Here is a 21,043-nt window from a genome sequence, read left to right on the forward strand (position 1 = left end):
TTTTTCGGGCAGAGCGCAACAAATGACGGTTCCTTCCCCGTGTTCTAGGGGAAAGGAGATGAGGTATGGAAGAATCAGGCGAGATAGCGCTGCCCGCGGGCTTCGGCGGCGCAGGGCGGAGGCGGCCGGACGCGGCACGCCCCCCGCTCGACGGCGCTTCCAGCACCGGCACGTCCCGGGCGGCAGGCGGCAGCGATGCGTGCAACGCCTTCCGCGGCGACGCCCCCGACGCAATAACCGAGGCAGGCGGCGCGCAGGCGCGCGAGGCGGCGGCGTTCCTCGAGGATGCGGTCGGGCGCTGGGGCGACACGGTCCTGCGCCTGGCGGCGAGCCGCACGGGCAACCGCGCCGACGCCGAGGACGTGTTCCAGACCGTGTTCCTGCGCCTGCATCAAGGCGGCAAGCGCTTCCGCGACGACGAGCATTTGAAGGCCTGGCTTCTGCACGTGACCGTCAACTGCTGCAACGACCTGCACCGCAGCCCCTGGCACCGGAAGCGCGCCGCACTCGGCGACGAGGACGTGGCGCGCCTCGCCGACCATCCCGACCCGAACGCCCCGGAGGGCGCCGCGGACCGTGACGACGAGCTGGAGGCCGCCCTCGCCCGCCTGACCGACCGCCAGCGCACCGCCGTGCACCTGCACTACTACGAGGGGTACGCAACCGAAGAGATCGCCCGTATCACCGGCGAGCGTCCCGCCACCGTCCGCTCCCACCTCCACCGCGCACGCAAGGCACTCAAGATCGACCTAGGAGCACGCCCATGAACGAGAACGAGTTCCGCACGCGCTACGCCGCGTCGCAATCCCACGTCGAAGCCTCCCCCGAGCTCAAACAGCGCGCCGTCTGCAACGCCCTGCAAGAGGGCACGGCACAGTACGCCGGGAGCCAGGCGCCCGCGAAGGGAGCCGTGTCCGCCAAGCGCCCGACCCGGCGCCGTCCCCGGCCCGTCTCGCGCACCGCCGGCCATTCCGTCGGCGCCGCATCCCTCGCCCGCCGCTGGGCGCCGGTCGCGGCCGCCTGCCTCGTGGCCGGCGCGCTCGCGGTGGCCGGCATCCCCGCCTTCACCTCGTCGCTCTCGGGCTCCCCCGCCATCACGCTCGACGAGGCCGCAGCACGCTGCGGCTTCTCGGTGCGCGCCTACGCGAGCGACGGCAGCGCGCCCCTTGCACCGGGCGAGGGCGGCACCGTGGCGTTCGACCGCGACCTGGGCTACCGATTTCGGGGAGGCGACGACTACAAGGTGAGCGGCTTCTTCTCGGGCTGCCTCTTCCACGTGGAAGGCGAGGGCATCGTCCGCGTGCAGGCGCATCTCACGGGCGGGGCGCTGTACCGCGTGACGTTCGAAGACGGGCCGACCGACCCCGACGACCCGCGCATGGGCGAGCTTGCGAGCTGGAAGCCCACGTCGCGCGGCACCGGCGAGCACTACGGCGGCTACGACTTCGTGGGCAGCGCCATGCGCGACGGCGAGAGCAAGCTGAGCCTTGCGAAGCTCATGGGCGCCACCATCGACGTCTCCGCGGACGACGACCCCGGCATCGCCGACGGCACGACGAGCTTCGGCCTCTGGACGAACGAGGGCGAGGTTCCCGAAAACGCCGCGAACAATCCCGAATCCCCCGTCATCGACCTGTTCGACGGGCAGACGCTCACCGTCACCGTGACGTTCGAGGACGGCAGCATATCCACGCAGGCCATCGAGCTGCACGTCGCCAACTTCGAGACCGAGATGGTAGACGGCACCCCCCGCCTGACCCCTCGCCTCGCTGCGGACGATGCCGAGGCGGGCACATCGGCGAAGTCGCTCTACGGCACCGTAGTGGAAGCCGGAAACGGGCCGTTCCCCTTCCCGCTGGACGACGCGAACGACCGCGCCGACGAGGTGCTGCCCGCCGACACGCTCGAACGCGCCGAGGAGACGCGCCCTGTGTCGACGTTCTCGAACGGCGAGCCGCACGCCGCGACCATCGCCGACATGGCCATCCACGATGCGGGCGAGACTGCGGCCATCCAAATTCAACCACCTTACGAGCAGGGCGACGACGAGCGGCAGCTTGCCGTAGGGCCGGTCTCCGTCACACGCGCAGCCACGCCGCCGAGTGGCAAGACGCCCGACGAATTTACCGAGACCGTCTATGGCTGGCTGGGCAACGTGGGGTACTTCAACAAGTGCACGCAGGAGCGCTACGGTTACGCGTTCAACGACGACGGCACCCTCTCCGATGAGGGGTACTGCTACCTTGAAGCCGCCATCGAGGTAAAGAACCCGAACGATGAGCCCGTGGAGCTGGACTTGCGCAACTTCGGAGCATTCGGCCTCGTCGATGGGAACGATAGTCTGCACGAGATAGACACGAGCTACTTCACGCTCGACGTGAGCGCAACGGGGGAGGTAACGCTCGACCCCGATAATCCGCGCAATGCGATTGTCGCACCGAACGGAACCGCCCGCTTGACCCTGCTGCACGTGCTGCCGATCCGGCTCGCCGACGATGGGAGCCTCTTCTTCCTCGCAGGTTTCGACAAGGACGGCGCGCTCGTGGTGTTCTCCGTAGGCGGGCAGATCTAGCCGCCCGGTCCCTCCATGCAACGCCCCCGCAGGTCGAACCTGCGGGGGCGTTGTCGTCCTTACTCGCGGGCGAGCTTGCGGGCGCCGAGGTACGTCACGGCGAAGTAGACGCCGTACACCGCGAGGAACGCTCCGGCGCAGGCGAGCGCCATCGAGGTGATGTCGAGGTGCCCAAACACGGCCACGACGTCGGTGACCACCACGAGCGCGCACGCGGAGTGCGCCACGGCCAACAGCAGCGGGAACAGGAAGTACACGAGCACCTGCACGAACAGCGCGCCGTCGATCATGCGCTCGGGGGCGCCCAGCTTGCGCAGCAGGCCGTAGCGCTGCGCGTTGTCGGACGCGTCGGAGAGCTGCTGGATGGCCAGGATGGCCGCGCAGGCGATGACCAGCACGAAACCGAGGTAGATGGCCAGGTACGCCACGATGGTGGAAAGGCTGATGCTCTGGTCGAAGACATCGGCGCGCGTCATGGACAGCGTGATGGGCCAGGTGTCGGGATTGTCGGTATCCGACACGGCGTCCATCATCTCGCCGAACGCCGCCTCGTCCGCATCGCTTGCACACTGCACGTCGAGGATGGACTGCAGGATGCGCGCACCCTCCGACACCGCCTCGTCGGGCACCACGAGCGTACCGGTGTTCATGGGGAACGGCGTGGTCTGCAGGCAATCGTCGCGGAACTCGACCACGCGCATAGCGCGTCCGCCCACCGTCAGCATGGTGCCGCGTTCCACCACATCGCGGTAGAACCCGCTCGTAATGTCGGAGTCGCTATAGACCGCGCACTCCCCCGCTCCCAGTTCGAGCGCGGGCTTGCCCGCCAGCGCAAGCGCATCGTTGACCTGCGACAACGCCGCCACGTACACAGGGTACACGCCGTAGCCGCTGTTGATGGACGCGCCCGCGTAATCAGCCAGCACCAGGCCGCTCGCGCGCTCCACGTCGTCCATCACCAGGCCGTCGGACGGGTCAACCAACAGATCGACCTGAGCCGCACCGGACACGACCGCGTCATAGTCGCCTGCCCCCACTGCAGCCACGCTCGAGCGCAGCCCGGCAACCATATCGTAGCCCTGCTGCTCGGCGAACTCGCCGAACGCCCCCAGGTCCGCCGCCTGGAAGCCCGCCTCGGCGTTGTAGGAGCCGAAGGAGGTGGACACGCTGGCGCTGTAGTCGGTGCTCCTGTCCAGCGAGCCGTCGATGGCGTTGCGGATGCCGATGCCGCCGCACACGCTGGTGATGGCCAGGAACAGCACGATGCACACCACCGACAGCGACGCGAACGTGGTGTTCACCTTGGCGTTCAGCTGCCGCAGCGTGAACATGTTGAGCCCGCGCAGGTACAGCGGGCGTGCAAGCTGCACGAACTTCAGCAAAAAGCCCGACAGCGCATAGAAGAACAGCACCGTGCCCACGCACACGAGCACCGTGGCCGCGGCGAATTCCGGCGAAGGCTCCATGAGCCCGTTGTCGATGAGCAGCTTGTACGATACGCCGATCAGCACGAGCGACACCGCGAACAGCACGAGCGACAGCGGCAGGCTCTTGAGCTTCATCTCCTCGTTCCTGCTGCTTGCGTGGAGCAGGTCGATGAGCTTCGCCCGTGCCACCGTGCGCGCGTTCAGCAAAGCGGCAACCAGGAAGATGGCCGCGAACACGACGGCGGTCTTCGCCAGCGCGTCGGCCGAGAACACGAACGCGAACCCGCCGGCAGCCGCCACGTCGGCCTTGAACAACGCGCTTGTGAGCTGCAGCAGAAGCTGCGAGAGCCCCACGCCCACCGCAAGGCCCACCGCGAGCGACGCCGCGCCCACGATGAGCGATTCAAGCGCCACGATCCTCACCACGTCGCCCGTGCTCATGCCCAGTGTCAGGTACACCCCGAACTCGCGCTTGCGCCGCTTGATGAGGAATCCGTTCGCGTACACCACCAAGAACACGAGCACGAACGCGATGAACACCGACACGCCGCCGATCACCATGCCCAGAAGATCGAACATCTTGTCCTGCGTCTCGGAGAACGCGAGCACGCCCTGCTGGGCCGTCATGGAATTGAATGCATAGAACACGGCCACGCCCAGCATGACCGTGAGGAAGTAGACGCCGAAGTCCGCGAGGGACTTGCGCACGTTGCCGAGCGCGAGCCTAGCAAGCATGGCGCGCCACCTCGCCTTCGGCAAGCTCGTCATCGCCCGCGCCGCCCATGGTCGACACCATCTCCACGATCTTGCGGTAGAACGCCCCGCGGTCGGCGCCCGATCGGCGCAGCTCGCCGAACAGGCCGCCGTCCTTGATGAAGATGATGCGGTTGCAGTAGCTGGCCGAGAACGAGTCGTGCGTGACCATGAGGATGGTGGACCCGCGGCTGTTCAGGTACGCGAGCGACTCGAGCAGCTGCCTGGCCGACTTCGAGTCGAGGGCGCCGGTAGGCTCGTCGGCCAGCACGAGGCGCGGGCGGCCCACCGTGGCGCGTGCCGCGGCCACGCGCTGCTTCTGGCCGCCGGACAGCTGGTAGGGATGCTTCTGCAGCACGTCCGCTATGCCGAGCGTGCGCGCCGCCTCCTGCACGCGCGCGTCGATCTCGCGCGCCGGGATCTTCTGGATGGTCAGCGCGAGCGCGATGTTCTCGTACGCCGTGAGCGTGTCGAGCAGGTTCGAATCCTGGAAGATGAAACCCAGCTCCTCGCGCCTGAACCGCGCCAGCTCCTTGCCGGCGAGCGACCCCACGTCGCGCCCGCCGATATGGATGCTGCCGCTGGTGGGCGCATCGATGGTGGCCAGGCAGTTGAGCAGCGTGGACTTGCCCGACCCGCTGGGCCCCATGATGCCGGTGAACTCGCCTGCCGCCACCGCGAAGCTCACGTGGTCGAGCGCCTGCGTCACGCTCCCGTCGCGCTTGCGCCCCTCGATGCCGTAGCGCTTGCCCACGTTGCGCACTTCCACCACCGTCTGCATCGCCTGCCCTGCATGTTGTGCCGCCATGTTCGTCTCCTTCTCTCGATCGGCTCCGCAGACAAGCTTACGCGGGCGGCCTTACGCCCTCCCTTCCCCTCCCTTGCGCTTTCCTTACGCTGCCTTGCGGCTGCCTTACGCCCCCCGCGCGGCCGCCCGTGCGCGGGGCGGATGTGCCATAATGCGAACGTGAGAGAAGGGAGCGAAGATGGCATCGGGCGGATTCGGCATGGTGGACGAGCATTTGCGCGGCAAGCGCATCCTGGTGGTGGACAACGAGCGCGAGCTGGCCGACATGGTGGCGGCCATCCTGCACGGAGCGGGGTTCGCCTGCGTGGACGTCGCGCATGCGGGGGCCGAGGCGCTCGCCGCCATCGACAGCCGCGCGGCCTCGCCCGAGCGCGCCTACCAGCTGCTCGTGCTGGACGTGATGATGCCCGGCATGGACGGCTTCGACCTGCTCGCACGCGTGCGCGAGCGGCCCGCCTGCGCACGCGTGCCCGCGGTGTTCCTCACGGCGAAGGACGAGCCTTATCACCGCGTGAGCGGCCTCTCCCTGGGCGCCGACGACTACATCGCCAAGCCGTTCCTTCCCCAGGAGCTCGTGCTGCGCATCGCCGCGGTGCTCCGGCGCTGCTACGCCGAGGAGAGCCCGTCGCTCGAGCTCGACGCCTGCCGCGTGAACTTCGCCACGGCCGAGGTGGAGCGCGAGGACGGGAGCACGGTGCTGCTCACCGCGAAGGAGCATGAGATACTGAGCGTGCTCGCGCGCAACGCCGGGCGCATCGTCACCATCGACGCCTTGTGCGAGGCGTGCTGGGGCACGTCGTTCGGCTACGAGAACTCGCTCATGGCGCACATCCGCCGCCTGCGCGAGAAGATCGAGGCCAACCCGTCGAAGCCCGCCTCGCTCGTCACGGCACGGGGGCTCGGCTACAAGCTCGTGAAGCGAGGATGAGCATGGCGGGCGGGACGCGCGGACGGCGCGGGAAGCGGGCCCCCAGCCTCGCGCGGTTCTTCACGAAGCAGCTGCTGCTGTTCGCCGCGCTCGCCTTTCTCATCGTGGTGGTGGACTTCTTCCTGTACACGGTCATCGCCTACAACGAGTCCAACGAGAACTTCGACGACGGCACGCCCGCCACGGTGACGCGTGCCGTGGACGGCGCGCTCGCGCGCGGCGAGGAGGGCTGGGAGCTCGGCGAGGCGGGGGCCGCGGAGCTCGACGCCCACGGCGCGTGGGCGATCCTCGTGGACGGCGAAGGCGCGGTGGCCTGGTCGCACGGAGCGCCTGACGACGTTCCCGCGTCCTTCTCCCCCGACGAGGTGGCCATGGCCGCGCACTACGCCAACATCGCCGACTACCCTGCCTTCTTCTGGGACCGCGACGACGGCCTGCTCGCGGTGGGCTTCCCGAAGGGCACGTACTGGCACATGGGCCTCACGTTCCCCGCGTCCACCGTGCGCATGGTCCCGTTCTACCTGCTGCTCGTGTTCGCCGTCGACCTGGGGATCCTGTTCACGGTGTACGCGGCGTCGCGACGGCGCACGCAGAGGGCGGTGGGCCCCATCGCCGACGCGCTCGACGCGCTCTCGGAAGGACGCGCCGCCGAGCTGCGCCTCAAGGGCGACCTGCGCGAGATCGGCGACCAGATCACCGAGGCATCGGGCATCATCGAGCAGAAGGACGCCGCGCGCGCGAACTGGATCCGCGGCGTGTCGCACGACATCCGCACGCCGCTGTCGATGATCCTCGGCTACGCCGACGCGCTGGCGGCCGACGAACGGATGCCGGAGGACGCGCGCGCCGAGGCGGCCCTCATCCGCGCGCAGGGGCTCAAGATCAAGGACCTCGTCACCGACCTCAACACCGCCTCCCAGCTTGACTACGACATGCAGCCGCTCAAGCTGGAGCGCGTGCCCCTGCCGCGCCTTCTGCGCTCGGTGGTGGCGGGGCACATGAACGCGGGCCTCGACGAGCTGCACCCCCTCGACCTCGAGGTGGCCGAGGGCGCTGCCGAGGCCGTGGTGCTGGGCGACGAGCGCCTGATCACGCGCGCCGTGGAGAACGCCATCGCCAACGCGCGCCTGCACAACGAGGGCGGCTGCAACGTGGCGGTGACGCTTTCGGCGCGCGAGGGGCTCGCCGCGATCCGCGTGGCCGACGACGGCGCGGGGGCCGCGCCCGAGGAGCTTGCCGCGCTCGAGGCGCGCCTGGCGCGCGCTCGCACCGCCCGCAGCGCCGCCGGCTCCTACGGCGAGGAGCACGGGCTGGGCCTCGTGCTGGTGGACCGCATCGCCCGCGCCCACGGCGGCTCGATCGCGCTGGAGAGCGAGCCGGGACGCGGCTTCGCCGTGGAGGTCCTGCTGCCGTTGGCGTGACGGACGCCGGAAGGCCTACGCCCCGCAGATGCCGATGCCGATGAGGCCGGGGCCGGTGTGTACCACGAGCACCGGGCTGATCTGGCCCTCGTACCAGGCGTCCGCATGCCCGACCCGCTCTCCCAGCTCGGAGCGCACGGCAGCAGCCTCCTCGGCGGCGTCGCCGTTCACCACTGCCATCGTGCAGCACGGGAACCGCGACGCGAACTTCTCGGCGCACGCCATGGCCTTCTTGAGCGACTGGCGGCGACCTTTCGCCTTCGACACCGTCACGTACACGCCCTGCTCGTTGCAGGTGATGACCGGCCGCATGTCCAGCATGCTGCCCACGGCGTACGTCACGTTGCCGATACGCCCGCCCTTATGCAGGTACTCCAACGTATCGACGCAGAAGAACACCTTCGTGTCGCGCACGATGCGCTCGCTCTCGCGCCGCACATCATCGAGCGATGCCCCGTCCGCCAGCATGCGCGCCACGGCCAGCGCCACGAGCCCGGCGCCCATGCCGATGTTGCGCGTGTCCACGATGGCGCACTCGAGCCCCGCTACGCCCGACGCTACCGAGCGCATGAGGTCGTAGGTTGCCGAGAGCCCGCTCGATATGGTGACGACGACGGCCTGGCTGTAACCGTCGGCCACCACGCGCTCCAGCACCTCGCGCGCCACGGCCGGCGTGGGCGTGGACGTGGTGGGCACCTCCTCGGCAAAGCGGTCGTATACCTGCTGCGGCGTGATGGTGACCTTGTCCAGAAACGTCTCGTCCCGGTAGTTCACCTGCAGCGGCACCACGTACATGCCGAAGCGCTCGATGTCCTCCGGGGGAACGTCCGTGCACGAGTCAACGACGAGCGCGATGCGGGAAGAGTCCATGGGGCCTGCTTTCGATCGGGTGCTTCTCTATCTTGTATTAAAAACTAGATTACGTGCTTTTTATCACCATGTCAACAAGTTGTAGTAATTGACGCAGAAACCCTTTCTTGCTATGCTCCCCCGATACGACCCGCAAAAAGCGCTCGAACCGGAAGGCACGGCCCATGAAAGACGTCAGCGCAACGCCCTACGCCCAGCGGCTTCTCAAGCTGCACTTGCCCCGCTACGGGGAGATACCCCGCATCGACCTGTACATGGACCAGCTCGTGGGCTTCCTCGAGGAAACGCTCGCACCCCTTTACCAGCCCGACGAGAAGATCATCACGCGCTCGATGGTGAACAACTACGTGAAGCAGGGCGTGCTGGCGGCGGCGGCCGGCAAGAAGTACTCGCGCGACCACGTGGCCTACCTCGTGGTCATCTGCACGCTGAAGCAGACATTCTCGCTCTCGGAAATCGACCTTCTCATTCGCCGCCAGATAGCAACGTTCGACACAGGCGTGGCCTACGACTACTACTGCGATGCGTTCGAGGCGGCCGTCCGCGCGCTGTTCGGAGCCCGCCCCGCCAGCCCCCAGGGCCTTGCCAGCGGCGATGCGCCTGGCGACTTCGAGCGCGACCTGGTGCTGGCGTCCACGGCAGCCGTGGCCTACACGCTTCACATCAAGGCCAGCGTCGCTCTCATACGGGAGGAGCCCGCTGGGGGAAATGACTCGCAAGGCGTTGCAGGGCCTGCGTAACCACATGAAAAACCCTCGCCTTTGAAGGGCGCCCCCGCTCAACGGTCGGTTACAATAAAGGGGCCGGCCTTTCGGTCCGGCATCCCGGAAAGCAACGCAACGTAAGGAGGGCGATCGGTGGAGGCACTCGTGCTCGCACTGCTCATGCTCGCGGCCGTCCTGCTCTCCTCGGTGATCGACCAGCTTGTCCCCAAAGTGTCCTCCCCGCTCATCCAGATCGGACTGGGGCTGCTCATCGCCCTGTTCGCCCCCTCGCAGATCAACATCACGCTCGACCCCGACCTGTTCCTCGTGCTGTTCATCGCGCCCCTCCTGTTCGACGAGGCCAAGAACGTGGACAAGGGCGCGCTGTGGAAGAACCGCCGGCCCGTGCTGTCGCTGGCCATCGGCCTGGTGGTGGTCACCGCCCTTATCATCGGGTTCGCCGTCGAATGGCTCGAGCCCTCCATCGGCCTGTTCGCCGCCTTCGCGCTGGGAGCTGCGCTCGGCCCCACCGATGCCGTTGCCGTGGCGTCGCTCTCGAAGGAGACGGACATCGCACCGCGCGACAAGAGCATTTTGGAGGGCGAGTCGCTCATCAACGACGCCTCGGGCATCGTGGCGTTCCAGTTCGCCCTTGCGGCGGCCACCACGGGCACGTTCTCGCTGCTGAACGCCTCGCTCGACTTCGTCGTGAGCTTCTTCGGCGGCATCGCCATCGGCTTGGCGCTGGGGTATTTGGGCAACTTCCTCGTGCGGCGCGTGCGCTCGTGGGGCCTCGAGAACACGACGTTCCACGTGCTGTTCGAGGTGTTCACACCGTTCATCGTGTACCTCGTGGCCAACCAGCTGGGCACGAGCGGCATCATCGCCGTGGTGGCGGCGGGCCTGGTGAACGTCATATCGCCGCGCACCATCGGGCCCTCTATCTCGCGCATGAACATCGTGTCGTCCAGCGTGTGGCGCGTGCTGTCGTTCGCGCTGAACGGCATCGTGTTCGTGTTCTTGGGCACGCAGCTGCCGAAGGCCATGCAGGGAACCTGGGACGACGTGAGCATCGACAACGGCGTGCTCATCGGCTACATCCTGCTGCTCACGCTCATCTACGTGGCGGTGCGCTTCGTGTGGCTGCTCGCCATGGAGCGCTACCACTCGCACCGCGCGCCGGAGGGCCAGCGGCCGGGATGGCGCGCCGACGTGCGCTCGTCGCTGGTCATGGCGCTGGGCGGGCCGAAGGGCACCATCACGCTGGCCGTGGTGCTCACCATACCGGTGACGTACCTCGACCCGTTGCGCGGCGTGGTGGCCTTCCCCCAGCGGGAACTCATCATATTCTTGGCCTGCGGCGTCATCGTGGTCACGCTGCTCTTGGCCACGTTCGTGGTGCCGCTGCTGGCGCCGAAGAAGCCCCCGACCGACGAGGATCTGCGCTGCGACGAGACGCAGGTGAGCCTGGAGATACTGCGCTCCGTGATAGAGGAGCTGGCCGCGCGCCAGACGCCCGAGAACCGCACGGCCACGCAGACGGTCATCCACTCGTACAACCAGCGCATCGCGCGCATCAAGAACAGCAACGACATCCTGGACGAGCCGAACACCGCCCTGCGGCTGCGCGCGCTCGATTGGGAGCAAGACTACGTGCTGAAGCTCATCGAGGCCGAGGAGGTCTACCCCATCGTGGGCTACCAGTACCTAAGCCGCCTCGCGCACATAGAGAACCTGCTGAAGCACCATGCGGGCCGCTGGTCGCTGCAGAACGCCTACCTGCGAATGCGCGCGCTGGCCCGCACCGGATGGCACCGCCTACTAAGCGGCCTGCCCGGCGTGAGCCCCACCGAGCGCACGCAGGCCATCCGCGAGCTGCAGATCAAGGGCTCCGAGCACGTCGTCGGGAAGCTGCAGGCCATGCTGACGTCGCCCGAGTGCAACGAGCCGGCCGAGGACGTGAGCGCACTGGTCATGGAGTACCAGCGCACCATCTCGATGCTGCGCAACGCGAACCCCTCCATCACCGCGCTCGCCCGCGCCGGCGCCTTGGCGACGGACGTGGAGCGCTTGGGGCTGCGCTTGGAGCTGGAGCAGATCCAGACCCGCTACGAGGAGGGCGACCTCTGCCGCGCCTCCGCGAAGCGCCTGCGCGAGAACGTGTACCTGATGCAGGTGGATTTGGAGGACAACGTGTGATGGGGCGAGACAGGGGGACGGGGATAATGTCTCATTCCCCTGCGCCTAGCGAGCTCCGAAGGCGTTCCGGAATGAGACATTATCCCCGTCCCCCTGTCTCGCCCCCCTGTCTCGCCCCGACCGCCCACACGCAAAAGGGCCGCCCGCGGGCGGCCCTTCGAATCGCTGGTGCGTCCGTGCTTACATCTTCGCCGGAGCGGTAACGCCCAGGAGGTCGAGCGACTTCGCCAACACGATGCGGGTGGCATCGACGAGCGCGAGACGCGCGTTCGTAACAGCCTCCTCCTCGCCGATGACGTGGCAGTTCGTGTAGAACGAGTGGAAGAGCGATGCGAGGTCCTGCGCGTAGTGCGTCAGGCGGAACGCGGCGCGGTCGCGGGCGGCCTGGGCCACGAGCGGCCCGAAGTCGTCCATCTTGCGCATGAGCGCGAGCTCGGACTCGTGCGTGAGGGGCGAGAGGTCCACGTCGGCGGGAATCACCTTCGCAGCCAGCTCGTCCATGCTCATCTCGCCGGCCTCCGCGGCCTCGGCGTCGGCCGGGTCGGCCGCCTTGCGCAGGATGGAGCAGATGCGGGCATGCGCGTACTGCACGTAGTACACCGGGTTCGACGCGTCCTTCTTCTTCGCCACCTCGATGTCGAAGTCGATGGGCTGGTCCGAGGACTTCGCCAGCATGAGGTAGCGGGTCGCGTCCACGCCCACCTCGTCGATGAGCTCCTCGAACGTGATCATCTCGCCGGTGCGCTTGGACATGCGGACGGCCTCGCCGTCGCGGAACAGGTTCACCAGCTGGCCGAGCATGATCTCGAGCGCGCCGGGCCAGCCCCAGGCCGCGAGCATAGCCTCGCAGCGGGCGATGTAGCCGTGGTGGTCGGCGCCCCAGATGTTGATGAGATGGTCGAAGCCGCGTTCCATTTTGTTGTAGTGGTACGCCACGTCGCTCATGAAGTACGTCATCTCGCCGTTGGCCTTGATGAGCACGCGGTCCTTCTCGTCATCGAACGCGCTCGACTTGAACCAGGTGGCGCCGTCCTTTACGTAGATGTAGCCCTTCTCGTCCATGGCCTCGAGGCTTCGGTCCACCGCGCTCTTGCCGGTCTCGTCGGGCACGTACAGGCTGCGCTCGCTGAACCAGCACTCGAACGTGGTGCCGAAGCGCTCGGTGACGCGATGCTGCTCGGCCAGCTCGTAGGCGTAGGCGCGCTCGCGGAAGTTCTCCATGCGCTCCTTCGGGTCGGCGTCGAGCCACACGTCGCCGTCCTCGTCAATGATGAACTGAGCGATGTCCTTCACGTAGGAGCCGGCGTAGCACGCCTCGGGCATCTCGACGTCGCGGCCGAGCAGCTGCTGGTAGCGCACGGCCACCGACTCGCCGAAGTTGTCCATCTGCGTGCCGGCGTCGTTGATGTAGAACTCCTCGAACACGTCGTAGCCCGCGTGGCGCATGACGCGCGCCGTGGCGTCGCCGAGCGCGGCCCAACGGCCGTGGCCCACGTGCAAAGGGCCGGTCGGGTTCGCCGAGATGTACTCGAGGTTGATCTTGCGCTCGCCCTCCGGGATGGTGCCGCGGCCGAAGTCGCCCTTCTCGGCGCGCGCCTGGGCGGCCACGCCCTGCAGGGCCGACGGGGCCAGGCGGATGTTGATGAAGCCGGGGCCGGCGATGTCCACGCTCTGCACGAGATCGTTCTCCGGCAGGTGGTCGACGATGATCTGGGCGATCTCGCGCGGGTTCTTCTTGGCGAGCTTGGCCGAGCGCATGGCCACGGTGGACGCCCAGTCGCCGTTGGCCTCGTCGCGCGGACGCTCAAGCGCCGCCTCGGGAGCCTGCTCGAGCTCGAGCGATCCGTCCTTGCACGCAGCCGCGACGGCCGCGTCGATCAGCTGTTCAAGTTGTTCGCGAATTTGCATGGTGCGCATCTTTCCTGTTCGATATCCAAACGGTTGCATATCGGTCGATTCTACCACCTTTTGCCCGCACGGAGGACCCGCGCGGCGCCACCCGGACCACGCGTGGCTCCTTATGCAGAAAAAGCACACATGACCTCGCAAAAAGCGAGTTCGGTTAAGCGCGCCCCGCCCGCCGTGCGCCCTGTGGTATCGTAGACGCCTGCACCCCACGGAAAGGAAACGCCATGGAATACCGGTTCGAGCAGGGAAACTTCGCGGACGCGCGCATCGTGCGCACGCGCGTGTTCATGGAGGAGCAGGGCTTCGCGAACGAGTTCGACAGCCTCGATGCGCACCCGGCCACCCTCCACGTGACCCTCTACGACGCCGAGGGCGCGCTCGCGGGCTGCGCGCGCACGTTCCCCGACCCCGAGCACCCCGACGAGCCCGGCCGCTGGGTGTTCGGCCGCCTGGCCGTGCTGCCCGAGGCGCGCGGCGACGGCCTCGGCGCGGCGCTGCTGGCCGAGTCCGAGCGCCTCGCACGCGAATCCGGGGCCACGGAGATGCACCTGCATGCCCAGTGCCGCGTGACCCCGTTCTACGAGCGCCGCGGCTACGAGCAGTACGGCCCCGTTGAGCTGGACGAGCACGTGGAGCACGTCTGGATGCGGAAGGCGCTGTAGGGCGGAAACCGCGCAGGGCGGACGACCTGCTCGAAACGCATGCGTGCACCTATAAAGGAATCCCCCGCCGAGGCGGGGGATTCCCGAAGCGCGTCGCGAGCGCGCGATGCGTCAGCCCAGTGCAGCCGACGTTACGCGGCGCCCGGTATGAGCATCATCGCCGCGGTGAGGATGATGATGCAGGCAACGCCCAGCACGATGAACAGCTTGCCTCCGAACTTAAGCCACGTGGAGTACTCCACCTTGGCAAGCGCCAGGCCGCCCATGATGGCGCCAGACGTGGGGGTGAACAGGTTCACCAGGCCGTTGCCGGCGCTGAAGATCATGATCATCACGTCGGGCGAGAAGCCGAGCGAGTTCGCCAGCGGGCCCATGATGGGCATGGATACCGTGGCCATGCCGGACGACGACGGGATGAGGAACGACAGCACCACGTAGAGCAGGAACGACATCGGGGCGAATATGATCGCCGACAAGCCGTTCAGCGCGTTGGCCGCGTTGTTGAGGATCCACATGTCCAGGCCGGTCTCGCCCATGAGCACCGTGATGGAGCGGGCGAGCGCGATGATCAGCACAACGCTCATCATGTCGGCCGCGCCGTTGATGAAGGCCTTGACGAAGCGGCTCTCGGACACGCCGCCCACCACGCCGATGATCAGCGCCATGATGAGGAACCAGGTGGAAGCCTCGTCGAAGTACCACTGCCCCAGCGGCAGGCCCGTGAGGAAGGCGGACCAGCCCTCGGAGACCTGCTCCTCGGCCGTGACCGTGCCGGTCACGTCGCCGTTGAACGTGAGCTCGCCCTCAGCCGCACCCGCATCTGCGGCATCGGCCCACGTCGCCGAGATATCGTCGCCGTTGACCTGAGTCGTTACCTCCTCGGTAGCAGCGCCGGCGTCGAAGATCTCCACACCGAAGTCGCCCCAGGGGATGAAGCCGACGATCATGACCACGAACGTGAGCGCGAACACGATGAGCGCCCACTTCTGGCGGCCCGTCATGAGCTTCTCGTTCGGGTTTGCCTCGGCGTCGACTGCCTCCTGCTGCGCCTCGCCGAACTCGGCCTTCATGGTCTCCTGCTCCTGCAGCGACAGGATGGTGGAGCCCTTGTTGGCCTTGACCTTCTTCGCGTAGCGCATGACGAAGATGATGGAGATGACCAGCGTCACGAGCCACAGCACCACGCCAAGCATGATGATGGTGCCCTGGTTGATGGCGATGCCGCTGCCGGACAGCGAGTCGACCGCCGCGCCGACCGCGAACGGGTTGACCGTCGAGCCGAGCACGCCGCAGCCGGCGCCCAGAAGGACGACCGCCGCGCCGACGACGCTGTCGAAGCCGGCCGCCACCATAGTGGCCGCCAGCAGCAGGTAGAACGGAACCGTTTCCTCGCACATGCCGTACGTCGTACCGCCTATGGAGAAGATGAACATCAGGATCGGTATGAGCACGAGTTCGTTGCCCTTGAGCTTCTTCACCAGTGCGGCGATGCCGGCATCCAGCGCGCCCGTCTCGGTCACGATCCCCAAGAAACCACCCAGGATCAGCACGAACAGGCACACGGGAAGCGCATCGGTGAAGCCCTTGACGGGCGCCGTCGCCACGTTGGCGATGGTTGCGCCCTCGACTCCCTCAACACCGGCTAAAGACATGGCCACCGTGATCAGAGCAAGTGCAACGAGCATGATGAGCAAAATGGTGAACGATGATATAGATCGCTTCTTCTTGCTTTTTTCCTTCGCTTTCTCGGTCATGAGAACCCCTCCTTTGAAGAGGATCGAGGTGAATACGTTTGGCGAACGAGAAACCTCTTGAACGTACCGGCCGGAAGCATAACCGCCCGGCACGCGGATACCCCTCCTGCGGCGGCAGGATGCTTCCGCATCCGCCGCCGCAGGTAAAACACTAAGCCGTGATGACCGTGCCCGTCTTGCCCTTCAGGCCGTCGGCAGCGCACTCGAGCGAGGTGATGAGCGCCTTGCCCTCGGGATGCTGCTGCACGAACTCGATGCAGGCCTCGACCTTCGGCAGCATCGAGCCGGGCGCGAACTGGCCCTCCTCGATGTACTTCTGGGCCTCGGCAACCGTCATGGAGTTGAGCTCCTGCTGCTCGGGCGTGTTGAAGTTGATGCACACCTTCTCCACAGCCGTGAGGATGACCAGCATGTCGGCCTTGAAATCGGCGGCCAGCTTGGCGCTGGAGCGGTCCTTGTCGATGACGGCCGGCACGCCATGGTAGCTGTCGTCCTTCTCGATGACCGGAACGCCGCCGCCGCCCGTGGAGATGACGATGTAGCCGTCGTCCATGAGGTCCTTGATGGCGTCGAACTCAACGATGCGCTGCGGCTTCGGGGAGGCCACCACCTGGCGCCAGCCGCGGCCGGCGTCTTCCTTGTAGGTGTAGCCGGTCTCCTCGGCGCGCTTCATGGCCTCTTCCTCGGTGAGGAAGGCGCCCACGGGCTTCGTCGGGTTCTGGAACGCCGGGTCCTCCGGGTAGACGACCGTCTGCGTCACGATGCAGGCCGTGGAGCGCATGATGCCGCGGCGCTTCATATCGTTCAGGATGGCCTGCGACAGCTGGTAGCCGATGTAGCCCTGGCTCATGGCGCCGCACTCGGGGAACGGCATGGCCGGCGTCTTGCCGTCATGCGTGGAGGCGTAGTCGAACGCGTTGTTGATCATGCCGACCTGCGGGCCGTTGCCGTGGGAGACCACGACGTTGATGCCCTCGGCCACCATGTCCACGATGTGCTCGGCCGTGTTCTTCACCAGCTCCAGCTGCTCCTGGGGCGTGTTGCCCAGGGCGTTGCCGCCGAGCGCGATGACCACGGACTTGCCTTCGCCTTTCTGGTATGCCATAGTTCGTCTCCTTTCTCCAGCTCGTGCTTAGGAGAGCGTGGCGTACATGACGGCCTTGATGGTGTGCATGCGGTTCTCGGCCTCGTCGAACACCTTGGACTGCGTGGACTCGAACACCGCGTCCTCGACCTCCATCTCGGTCACGCCGAACTGCTCGGCGATCTCGGCGCCGATGGTGGTCTTGGTGTCGTGGAACGACGGCAGGCAGTGCATGAAAATGGCGTCCGGAGAGGCCATGGCCATGACTTCCTTCGTCACGCGGTAGGGCTCCAGCAGCTTGATGCGCTCGGCCCAGAGCTCGGCCGGCTCACCCATGGACACCCAGATGTCGGTGTAGATGACGTTGGCGCCCGTGCAGGCCTCCTTCACGTCCTCGGTCAGCGTGATGGTGGCGCCGGTCTCGGCGGCAACCTCACGGCACTGGGCCACGAGGTCGGCCTTCGGCATACGGGCCTCGGGACCGCAGGCCACGAAGTGCAGGCCCAGCTTCGCGCACACGACCATGAGCGAGTTCGCCACGTTGTTCTCGGCGTCGCCCATGAACACGAACTTCAGGCCCTTGAGGCCCTGCGGGAAGTTCTCCTCGACCGTCAGCATGTCGGCGATCATCTGCGTGGGATGGAACTCGTTGGTCAGGCCGTTCCACACCGGCACGCCGGCGTTGGCGGCCAGGTCCTCGACGATCTCCTGGGAGAAGCCGCGGTACTCGATGCCGTCGTACATGCGGCCGAGCACGCGGGCGGTGTCCTCGATGGACTCCTTCTTGCCCATCTGGGAGCTGCCGGGATCGAGGTAGGTGACGCCCATGCCGAGGTCCATGCCGCCCACCTCGAACGCGCAGCGCGTACGGGTGGAGGTCTTCTCGAACAGCAGGACGATGTTCTTGCCTTCGAGGTAGCGATGGGGGGTACCCGTCAGTTTCAGGTTCTTGAACTCTTTGGACAGCTTGATGAGGTAGCGGATCTCGTCAGGCGTGAAATCCAGCAGCTTCAGGAAGTTGCGTCCGCTCAGGCTCGTGGGCATGATTCATTCCTTTCGTCGTTCTTTGCCAAGTTTTCCTACCGTGTGAACCGTGCAGGCGGGCGTCGCCAAGTTGAAACCGCCCGCCTCTTTTCAGCCTACGAGGGGAACCCGCCTCGGGGCTCCCCTCTCCGCTGGAAAGACAAAGGGTTGCGGCCCGGTGCGCCCCGGGCCCCGGCTCTGCTAGTCCTCGCGCCAGATGGGCATGCTCATGCAGCGTGGGCCGCCACGGCCGCGGGACAGCTCGGCGGAGGGGATCACGATCAGCTTGATGCCCTTCTCCTCGAGCACCTTGTTCGTCACGTCGTTGCGCTCGTACACGCAGACCGTGCCGGGGGCGATGCACAGCGTGTTGCTGCCGTCGTTCCACTGCTCGCGCTCGGCCGCGATGCGGTCGCCGCCGCCGCAGGGGATGAGCTCCACCGGCATGCCGACGTACTTCTCGAGGATGTCCTCGAGCTTGCCGGTCATCTCCTTGACCTTGATGCCCTCGCCCTCGGGGGTGATCTCGAACACGGTCAGCGGGCCCATGATGCCCGGGTGGATGGTGAACTTGTCCGTGTCGATCTGGGTGAACACTGTGTCGAGGTGCATCATTGCGCGGTTGTTCGGGATGTTGAACGCCAGGATGGTGTCGATGGGGCTGGTTTCGTCGTTGAAGATGTTATGCGCCAACGCGTCGATGGCGTCGGGCTCGGTGCGCTGCGAGATGCCCACAGCGAGCACGTGGTCGTTGATGTTGAGGATGTCGCCGCCCTCGATGTGGAACGTGTTGTAGCGGCTGTAGTACTGGGGGACGTCCTTGAAGTCCGGGTGGTACTTGAAGATGTACTCGCCGTAGATGGTCTCGCGGTTGCGCGTGACGGAGTACATGCGGTTGATGGACACGCCGTTGCCGATCATGGCGAAGTTGTCGCGCGTGAAGTACAGGTTCGGCATGGGGGCGACGACCATCTTGGAGGCCTCGGACACCAGGTCCACCAGCGAGTTGGACTTGTCGGTGTGGAGCTCGGTGAGGTTGATGCCCTCCATCGTCTTCAGCACGAGGTCCTTGTTCTCGGGATAGTTGTCGTTCAGGTAGTCGAAGATGATCTTCTGGTAGCGGTCGGTGCGGATGCCGGCTTCCTCGATGAACTGCTTCAGGAAAGTCTCGCGCACGTCGGGGTTCTGGTCGAGCACCTCGGTCATAAGGTCCTCGAGGTACACGACCTCCACGCCGTTGTCGCGCAGAGCCTGGGCGAACGCGTCATGCTCCTCCTGGGCGACCTTCAAGAACGGGATGTCGTCGAACAGCAGCTCTTCCAGCGTGTTCGGCGTCAGGTTCAGAAGCTCGTTACCCGGGCGGTGCAGCAGGACTCGCTTTAAAGGCTTGATCTCGCTTTTAACGTTGACACCAGCCATTGCAACCCTCCTTTTCTTTATGCATTTTCCAGATTTTCGGCCTCGAGGGCATCCGTTGCGCACCGTCTGCCCGCTCGATGACCCCAAAATCGCACGGTTCGATTCGAATTGCAACCACAATTTCGCAACAAAACCGGACCCCGTTTGATATCGGGTGCTTTTTCGGTGAACGGTTGCTTTTAGATGACCTCTTATTCACATTTCCTTCACATATACTTTACTGCGACAGAGCGTTAAATCGAACGGAACAGCGCTTTTTCGACCCGGCTGCAGGGCGGCCGTCCCCCACCCTGCGACACGCTGATAAATGGGAATGCATAAACGAGGCCAAAGATGCATTCTTAGCGCAAACGGCTCATCGATGGGCCGCCTGCTGGGCGGACGCAGCGAGGGCTTCCGCTCTTCCACTTGGTGAAGCACGCAAGAAACGAGGTTTTCACGTGCGGTTTCTCCACAGAGGGGGCTTCGTCGGCCTTTCTCGGCTCCGCAGGATGCACGCGCGCGTTTTACGGTATAATACCGATGCCGAAGCAAACGCGCTCGTGGCTCAATGGATAGAGCAACGGACTTCTAATCCGTCGGTTGCAGGTTCGAGTCCTGCCGGGCGCACCAGGAATCGCCAGCCGCCTCCCCCTCGGAAGGCGGCTTTTTTTATGACTGTTTGAAAAAATTTTAAAGTATATCATAAGTTTTGTATTTTTGAGAATTTTTTTGCTATCTGGTTTCCGTTCCTCTGCCCTGCCGAAACCTTGCACCCCTTCTCGCGGCGCGCCCGACGACGCGCGCCGCACCGGCGCGACAGCCATGCAGCTTGCCAGCTCCGGTTTCCACGCCGCCCAGCCCCCGGCTTCCACCCCGGCCCCCCGCCGCCGTATGCCGTCCTGTGCGCACCCCTCGCAAAGGGGCGTCCGCCCCTTTGCTTTATCTTAATAAAGTAAACCGCTCGGCAACAAGTTGGCCCTCGGCTGCAAACAATTCTGACTGCTCGCCTATGATAAAGTTTCCGTTCATATATATCGTCGAGGCCGCTTGCTCGAGCGATGAGGAAAGGAACGTCTATGCCTTATCTGGAAGACCACACCCTGTACTACAAGAAATCGTGTCCCTACTGCCAGAAAGTGCTGCGTTTCATGCAGGACAACAAGATCAACCTGGATATGCGCGACACGCTCCAGCCTGGCAACCAGAACGACCTCATCCACATCGGCGGCAAGAAGCAGGTTCCCTGCCTCGTCATCGGCAGCAAGCCGATGTACGAGTCCGACGACATCATCGCCTACCTGCGCGGGAAAGCGGGCTGAGCGCGGCATACCGCGAAACCCAAGCTACCAAGCGCCCTGCGTCGAGCCAGACCGAATCAGGCTTGCGCCACCCCCAACCCCGGCAATCGAAAACGGCCCCGCCAATTGGCAGGGCCGTCATGTTTCCGTGGAGCGGGTGACGGGAATCGAACCCGCGTCATGAGCTTGGAAGGCTCAGGTTCTACCATTGAACCACACCCGCGTAACGCG

Annotated in this window: 16 protein-coding genes and 2 tRNA genes; 9 read left to right on the forward strand and 9 right to left on the reverse strand. The window is 65.9% G+C overall.

Annotated elements, in window-relative coordinates:
- Nucleotides 1–65 precede the first annotated feature (65 nt).
- The gene (locus tag LB310_RS09730) at nt 66–767 is read left to right on the forward strand and encodes a sigma-70 family RNA polymerase sigma factor (RefSeq protein ID WP_278807237.1); all 702 of its coding nucleotides are present in this window, start codon (nt 66–68) and stop codon (nt 765–767) included.
- Nucleotides 764–2,572, forward strand: coding sequence for a hypothetical protein (locus tag LB310_RS09735; protein WP_278807236.1), 1,809 nt, complete (start codon nt 764–766; stop codon nt 2,570–2,572). The genes LB310_RS09730 and LB310_RS09735 overlap by 4 nt, the downstream gene beginning before the upstream one ends.
- A 59-nt stretch (nt 2,573–2,631) precedes the next feature.
- Here the strand turns inward: LB310_RS09735 and LB310_RS09740 are convergent, their stop codons facing one another.
- On the reverse strand, nt 2,632–4,734 hold the full coding sequence (locus tag LB310_RS09740; protein ID WP_278807235.1) for an ABC transporter permease: 2,103 nt from the start codon (nt 4,732–4,734) through the stop codon (nt 2,632–2,634).
- Nucleotides 4,724–5,533 (reverse strand): ABC transporter ATP-binding protein, encoded by an 810-nt coding sequence (locus LB310_RS09745; protein ID WP_367316811.1) that lies wholly within the window; start codon nt 5,531–5,533, stop codon nt 4,724–4,726. Before LB310_RS09745 ends, LB310_RS09740 begins: the two co-directional genes overlap by 11 nt.
- A 226-nt stretch (nt 5,534–5,759) precedes the next feature.
- On the opposite strand from LB310_RS09745, the gene LB310_RS09750 reads away from it, so the two are divergent.
- Entirely contained in the window at nt 5,760–6,488 is a 729-nt protein-coding gene (locus LB310_RS09750; protein WP_367316812.1) for a response regulator transcription factor, read from the forward strand.
- 2 nt (nt 6,489–6,490) lie between these two features.
- Nucleotides 6,491–7,909 (forward strand): sensor histidine kinase KdpD, encoded by a 1,419-nt coding sequence (locus LB310_RS09755; RefSeq protein WP_278807230.1) that lies wholly within the window; start codon nt 6,491–6,493, stop codon nt 7,907–7,909.
- 15 nt (nt 7,910–7,924) lie between these two features.
- On the opposite strand, the gene LB310_RS09760 is transcribed toward LB310_RS09755, so the two are convergent.
- Complete coding sequence (locus LB310_RS09760) at nt 7,925–8,779, reverse strand: DegV family protein (protein ID WP_278807229.1); 855 nt, start codon at nt 8,777–8,779, stop codon at nt 7,925–7,927.
- Between the two features lie 164 nt (nt 8,780–8,943).
- Between LB310_RS09760 and LB310_RS09765 the strand changes: the two genes are divergently transcribed.
- Both LB310_RS09765 and LB310_RS09770 read left to right on the forward strand, forming a co-directional pair.
- Entirely contained in the window at nt 8,944–9,519 is a 576-nt protein-coding gene (locus LB310_RS09765) for a DUF1836 domain-containing protein (RefSeq protein ID WP_278807228.1), read from the forward strand.
- Nucleotides 9,520–9,636: 117 nt separating this feature from the next.
- Nucleotides 9,637–11,682 carry a Na+/H+ antiporter gene (locus LB310_RS09770; RefSeq protein WP_278807226.1) on the forward strand — a complete coding sequence of 682 codons (2,046 nt, stop codon included), beginning with the start codon at nt 9,637–9,639 and terminating at the stop codon, nt 11,680–11,682.
- Between the two features lie 180 nt (nt 11,683–11,862).
- Here the strand turns inward: LB310_RS09770 and argS are convergent, their stop codons facing one another.
- On the reverse strand, nt 11,863–13,590 hold the full coding sequence (gene argS / locus LB310_RS09775; protein WP_278807135.1) for an arginine--tRNA ligase: 1,728 nt from the start codon (nt 13,588–13,590) through the stop codon (nt 11,863–11,865).
- A 224-nt stretch (nt 13,591–13,814) separates the two neighbouring features.
- Here argS and LB310_RS09780 point away from each other — a divergent pair, with 224 nt between their 5' ends.
- Nucleotides 13,815–14,252 (forward strand): GNAT family N-acetyltransferase, encoded by a 438-nt coding sequence (locus LB310_RS09780; RefSeq protein WP_087190958.1) that lies wholly within the window; start codon nt 13,815–13,817, stop codon nt 14,250–14,252.
- 131 nt (nt 14,253–14,383) lie between these two features.
- On the opposite strand, the gene LB310_RS09785 is transcribed toward LB310_RS09780, so the two are convergent.
- From LB310_RS09785 to arcA, 4 genes are all read right to left on the reverse strand, one after another.
- Nucleotides 14,384–16,006, reverse strand: a complete 1,623-nt coding sequence (locus tag LB310_RS09785; protein WP_278807136.1) for a YfcC family protein — start codon at nt 16,004–16,006, stop codon at nt 14,384–14,386.
- 151 nt (nt 16,007–16,157) lie between these two features.
- The gene (arcC, locus tag LB310_RS09790) at nt 16,158–17,111 is read right to left on the reverse strand and encodes a carbamate kinase (protein WP_087190960.1); all 954 of its coding nucleotides are present in this window, start codon (nt 17,109–17,111) and stop codon (nt 16,158–16,160) included.
- Nucleotides 17,112–17,138: 27 nt separating this feature from the next.
- Nucleotides 17,139–18,134 (reverse strand): ornithine carbamoyltransferase, encoded by a 996-nt coding sequence (argF, locus tag LB310_RS09795; protein ID WP_087190961.1) that lies wholly within the window; start codon nt 18,132–18,134, stop codon nt 17,139–17,141.
- Nucleotides 18,135–18,314: 180 nt separating this feature from the next.
- Nucleotides 18,315–19,532 (reverse strand): arginine deiminase, encoded by a 1,218-nt coding sequence (gene arcA, locus LB310_RS09800; RefSeq protein ID WP_087190962.1) that lies wholly within the window; start codon nt 19,530–19,532, stop codon nt 18,315–18,317.
- Between the two features lie 536 nt (nt 19,533–20,068).
- Between arcA and LB310_RS09805 the strand changes: the two genes are divergently transcribed.
- Both LB310_RS09805 and LB310_RS09810 read left to right on the forward strand, forming a co-directional pair.
- A tRNA-Arg gene (locus tag LB310_RS09805) sits at nt 20,069–20,144 on the forward strand.
- Nucleotides 20,145–20,590: 446 nt separating this feature from the next.
- Nucleotides 20,591–20,833, forward strand: a complete 243-nt coding sequence (locus LB310_RS09810; RefSeq protein WP_087192277.1) for a glutathione S-transferase N-terminal domain-containing protein — start codon at nt 20,591–20,593, stop codon at nt 20,831–20,833.
- A 128-nt stretch (nt 20,834–20,961) separates the two neighbouring features.
- On the opposite strand, the gene LB310_RS09815 is transcribed toward LB310_RS09810, so the two are convergent.
- Nucleotides 20,962–21,035: transfer RNA gene (locus tag LB310_RS09815), tRNA-Gly, on the reverse strand.
- Nucleotides 21,036–21,043: the final 8 nt, after the last annotated feature.

It is taken from the genome of Gordonibacter sp. RACS_AR49 (genome assembly GCF_030418435.1).
Classification (GTDB): domain Bacteria; phylum Actinomycetota; class Coriobacteriia; order Coriobacteriales; family Eggerthellaceae; genus Gordonibacter; species Gordonibacter urolithinfaciens.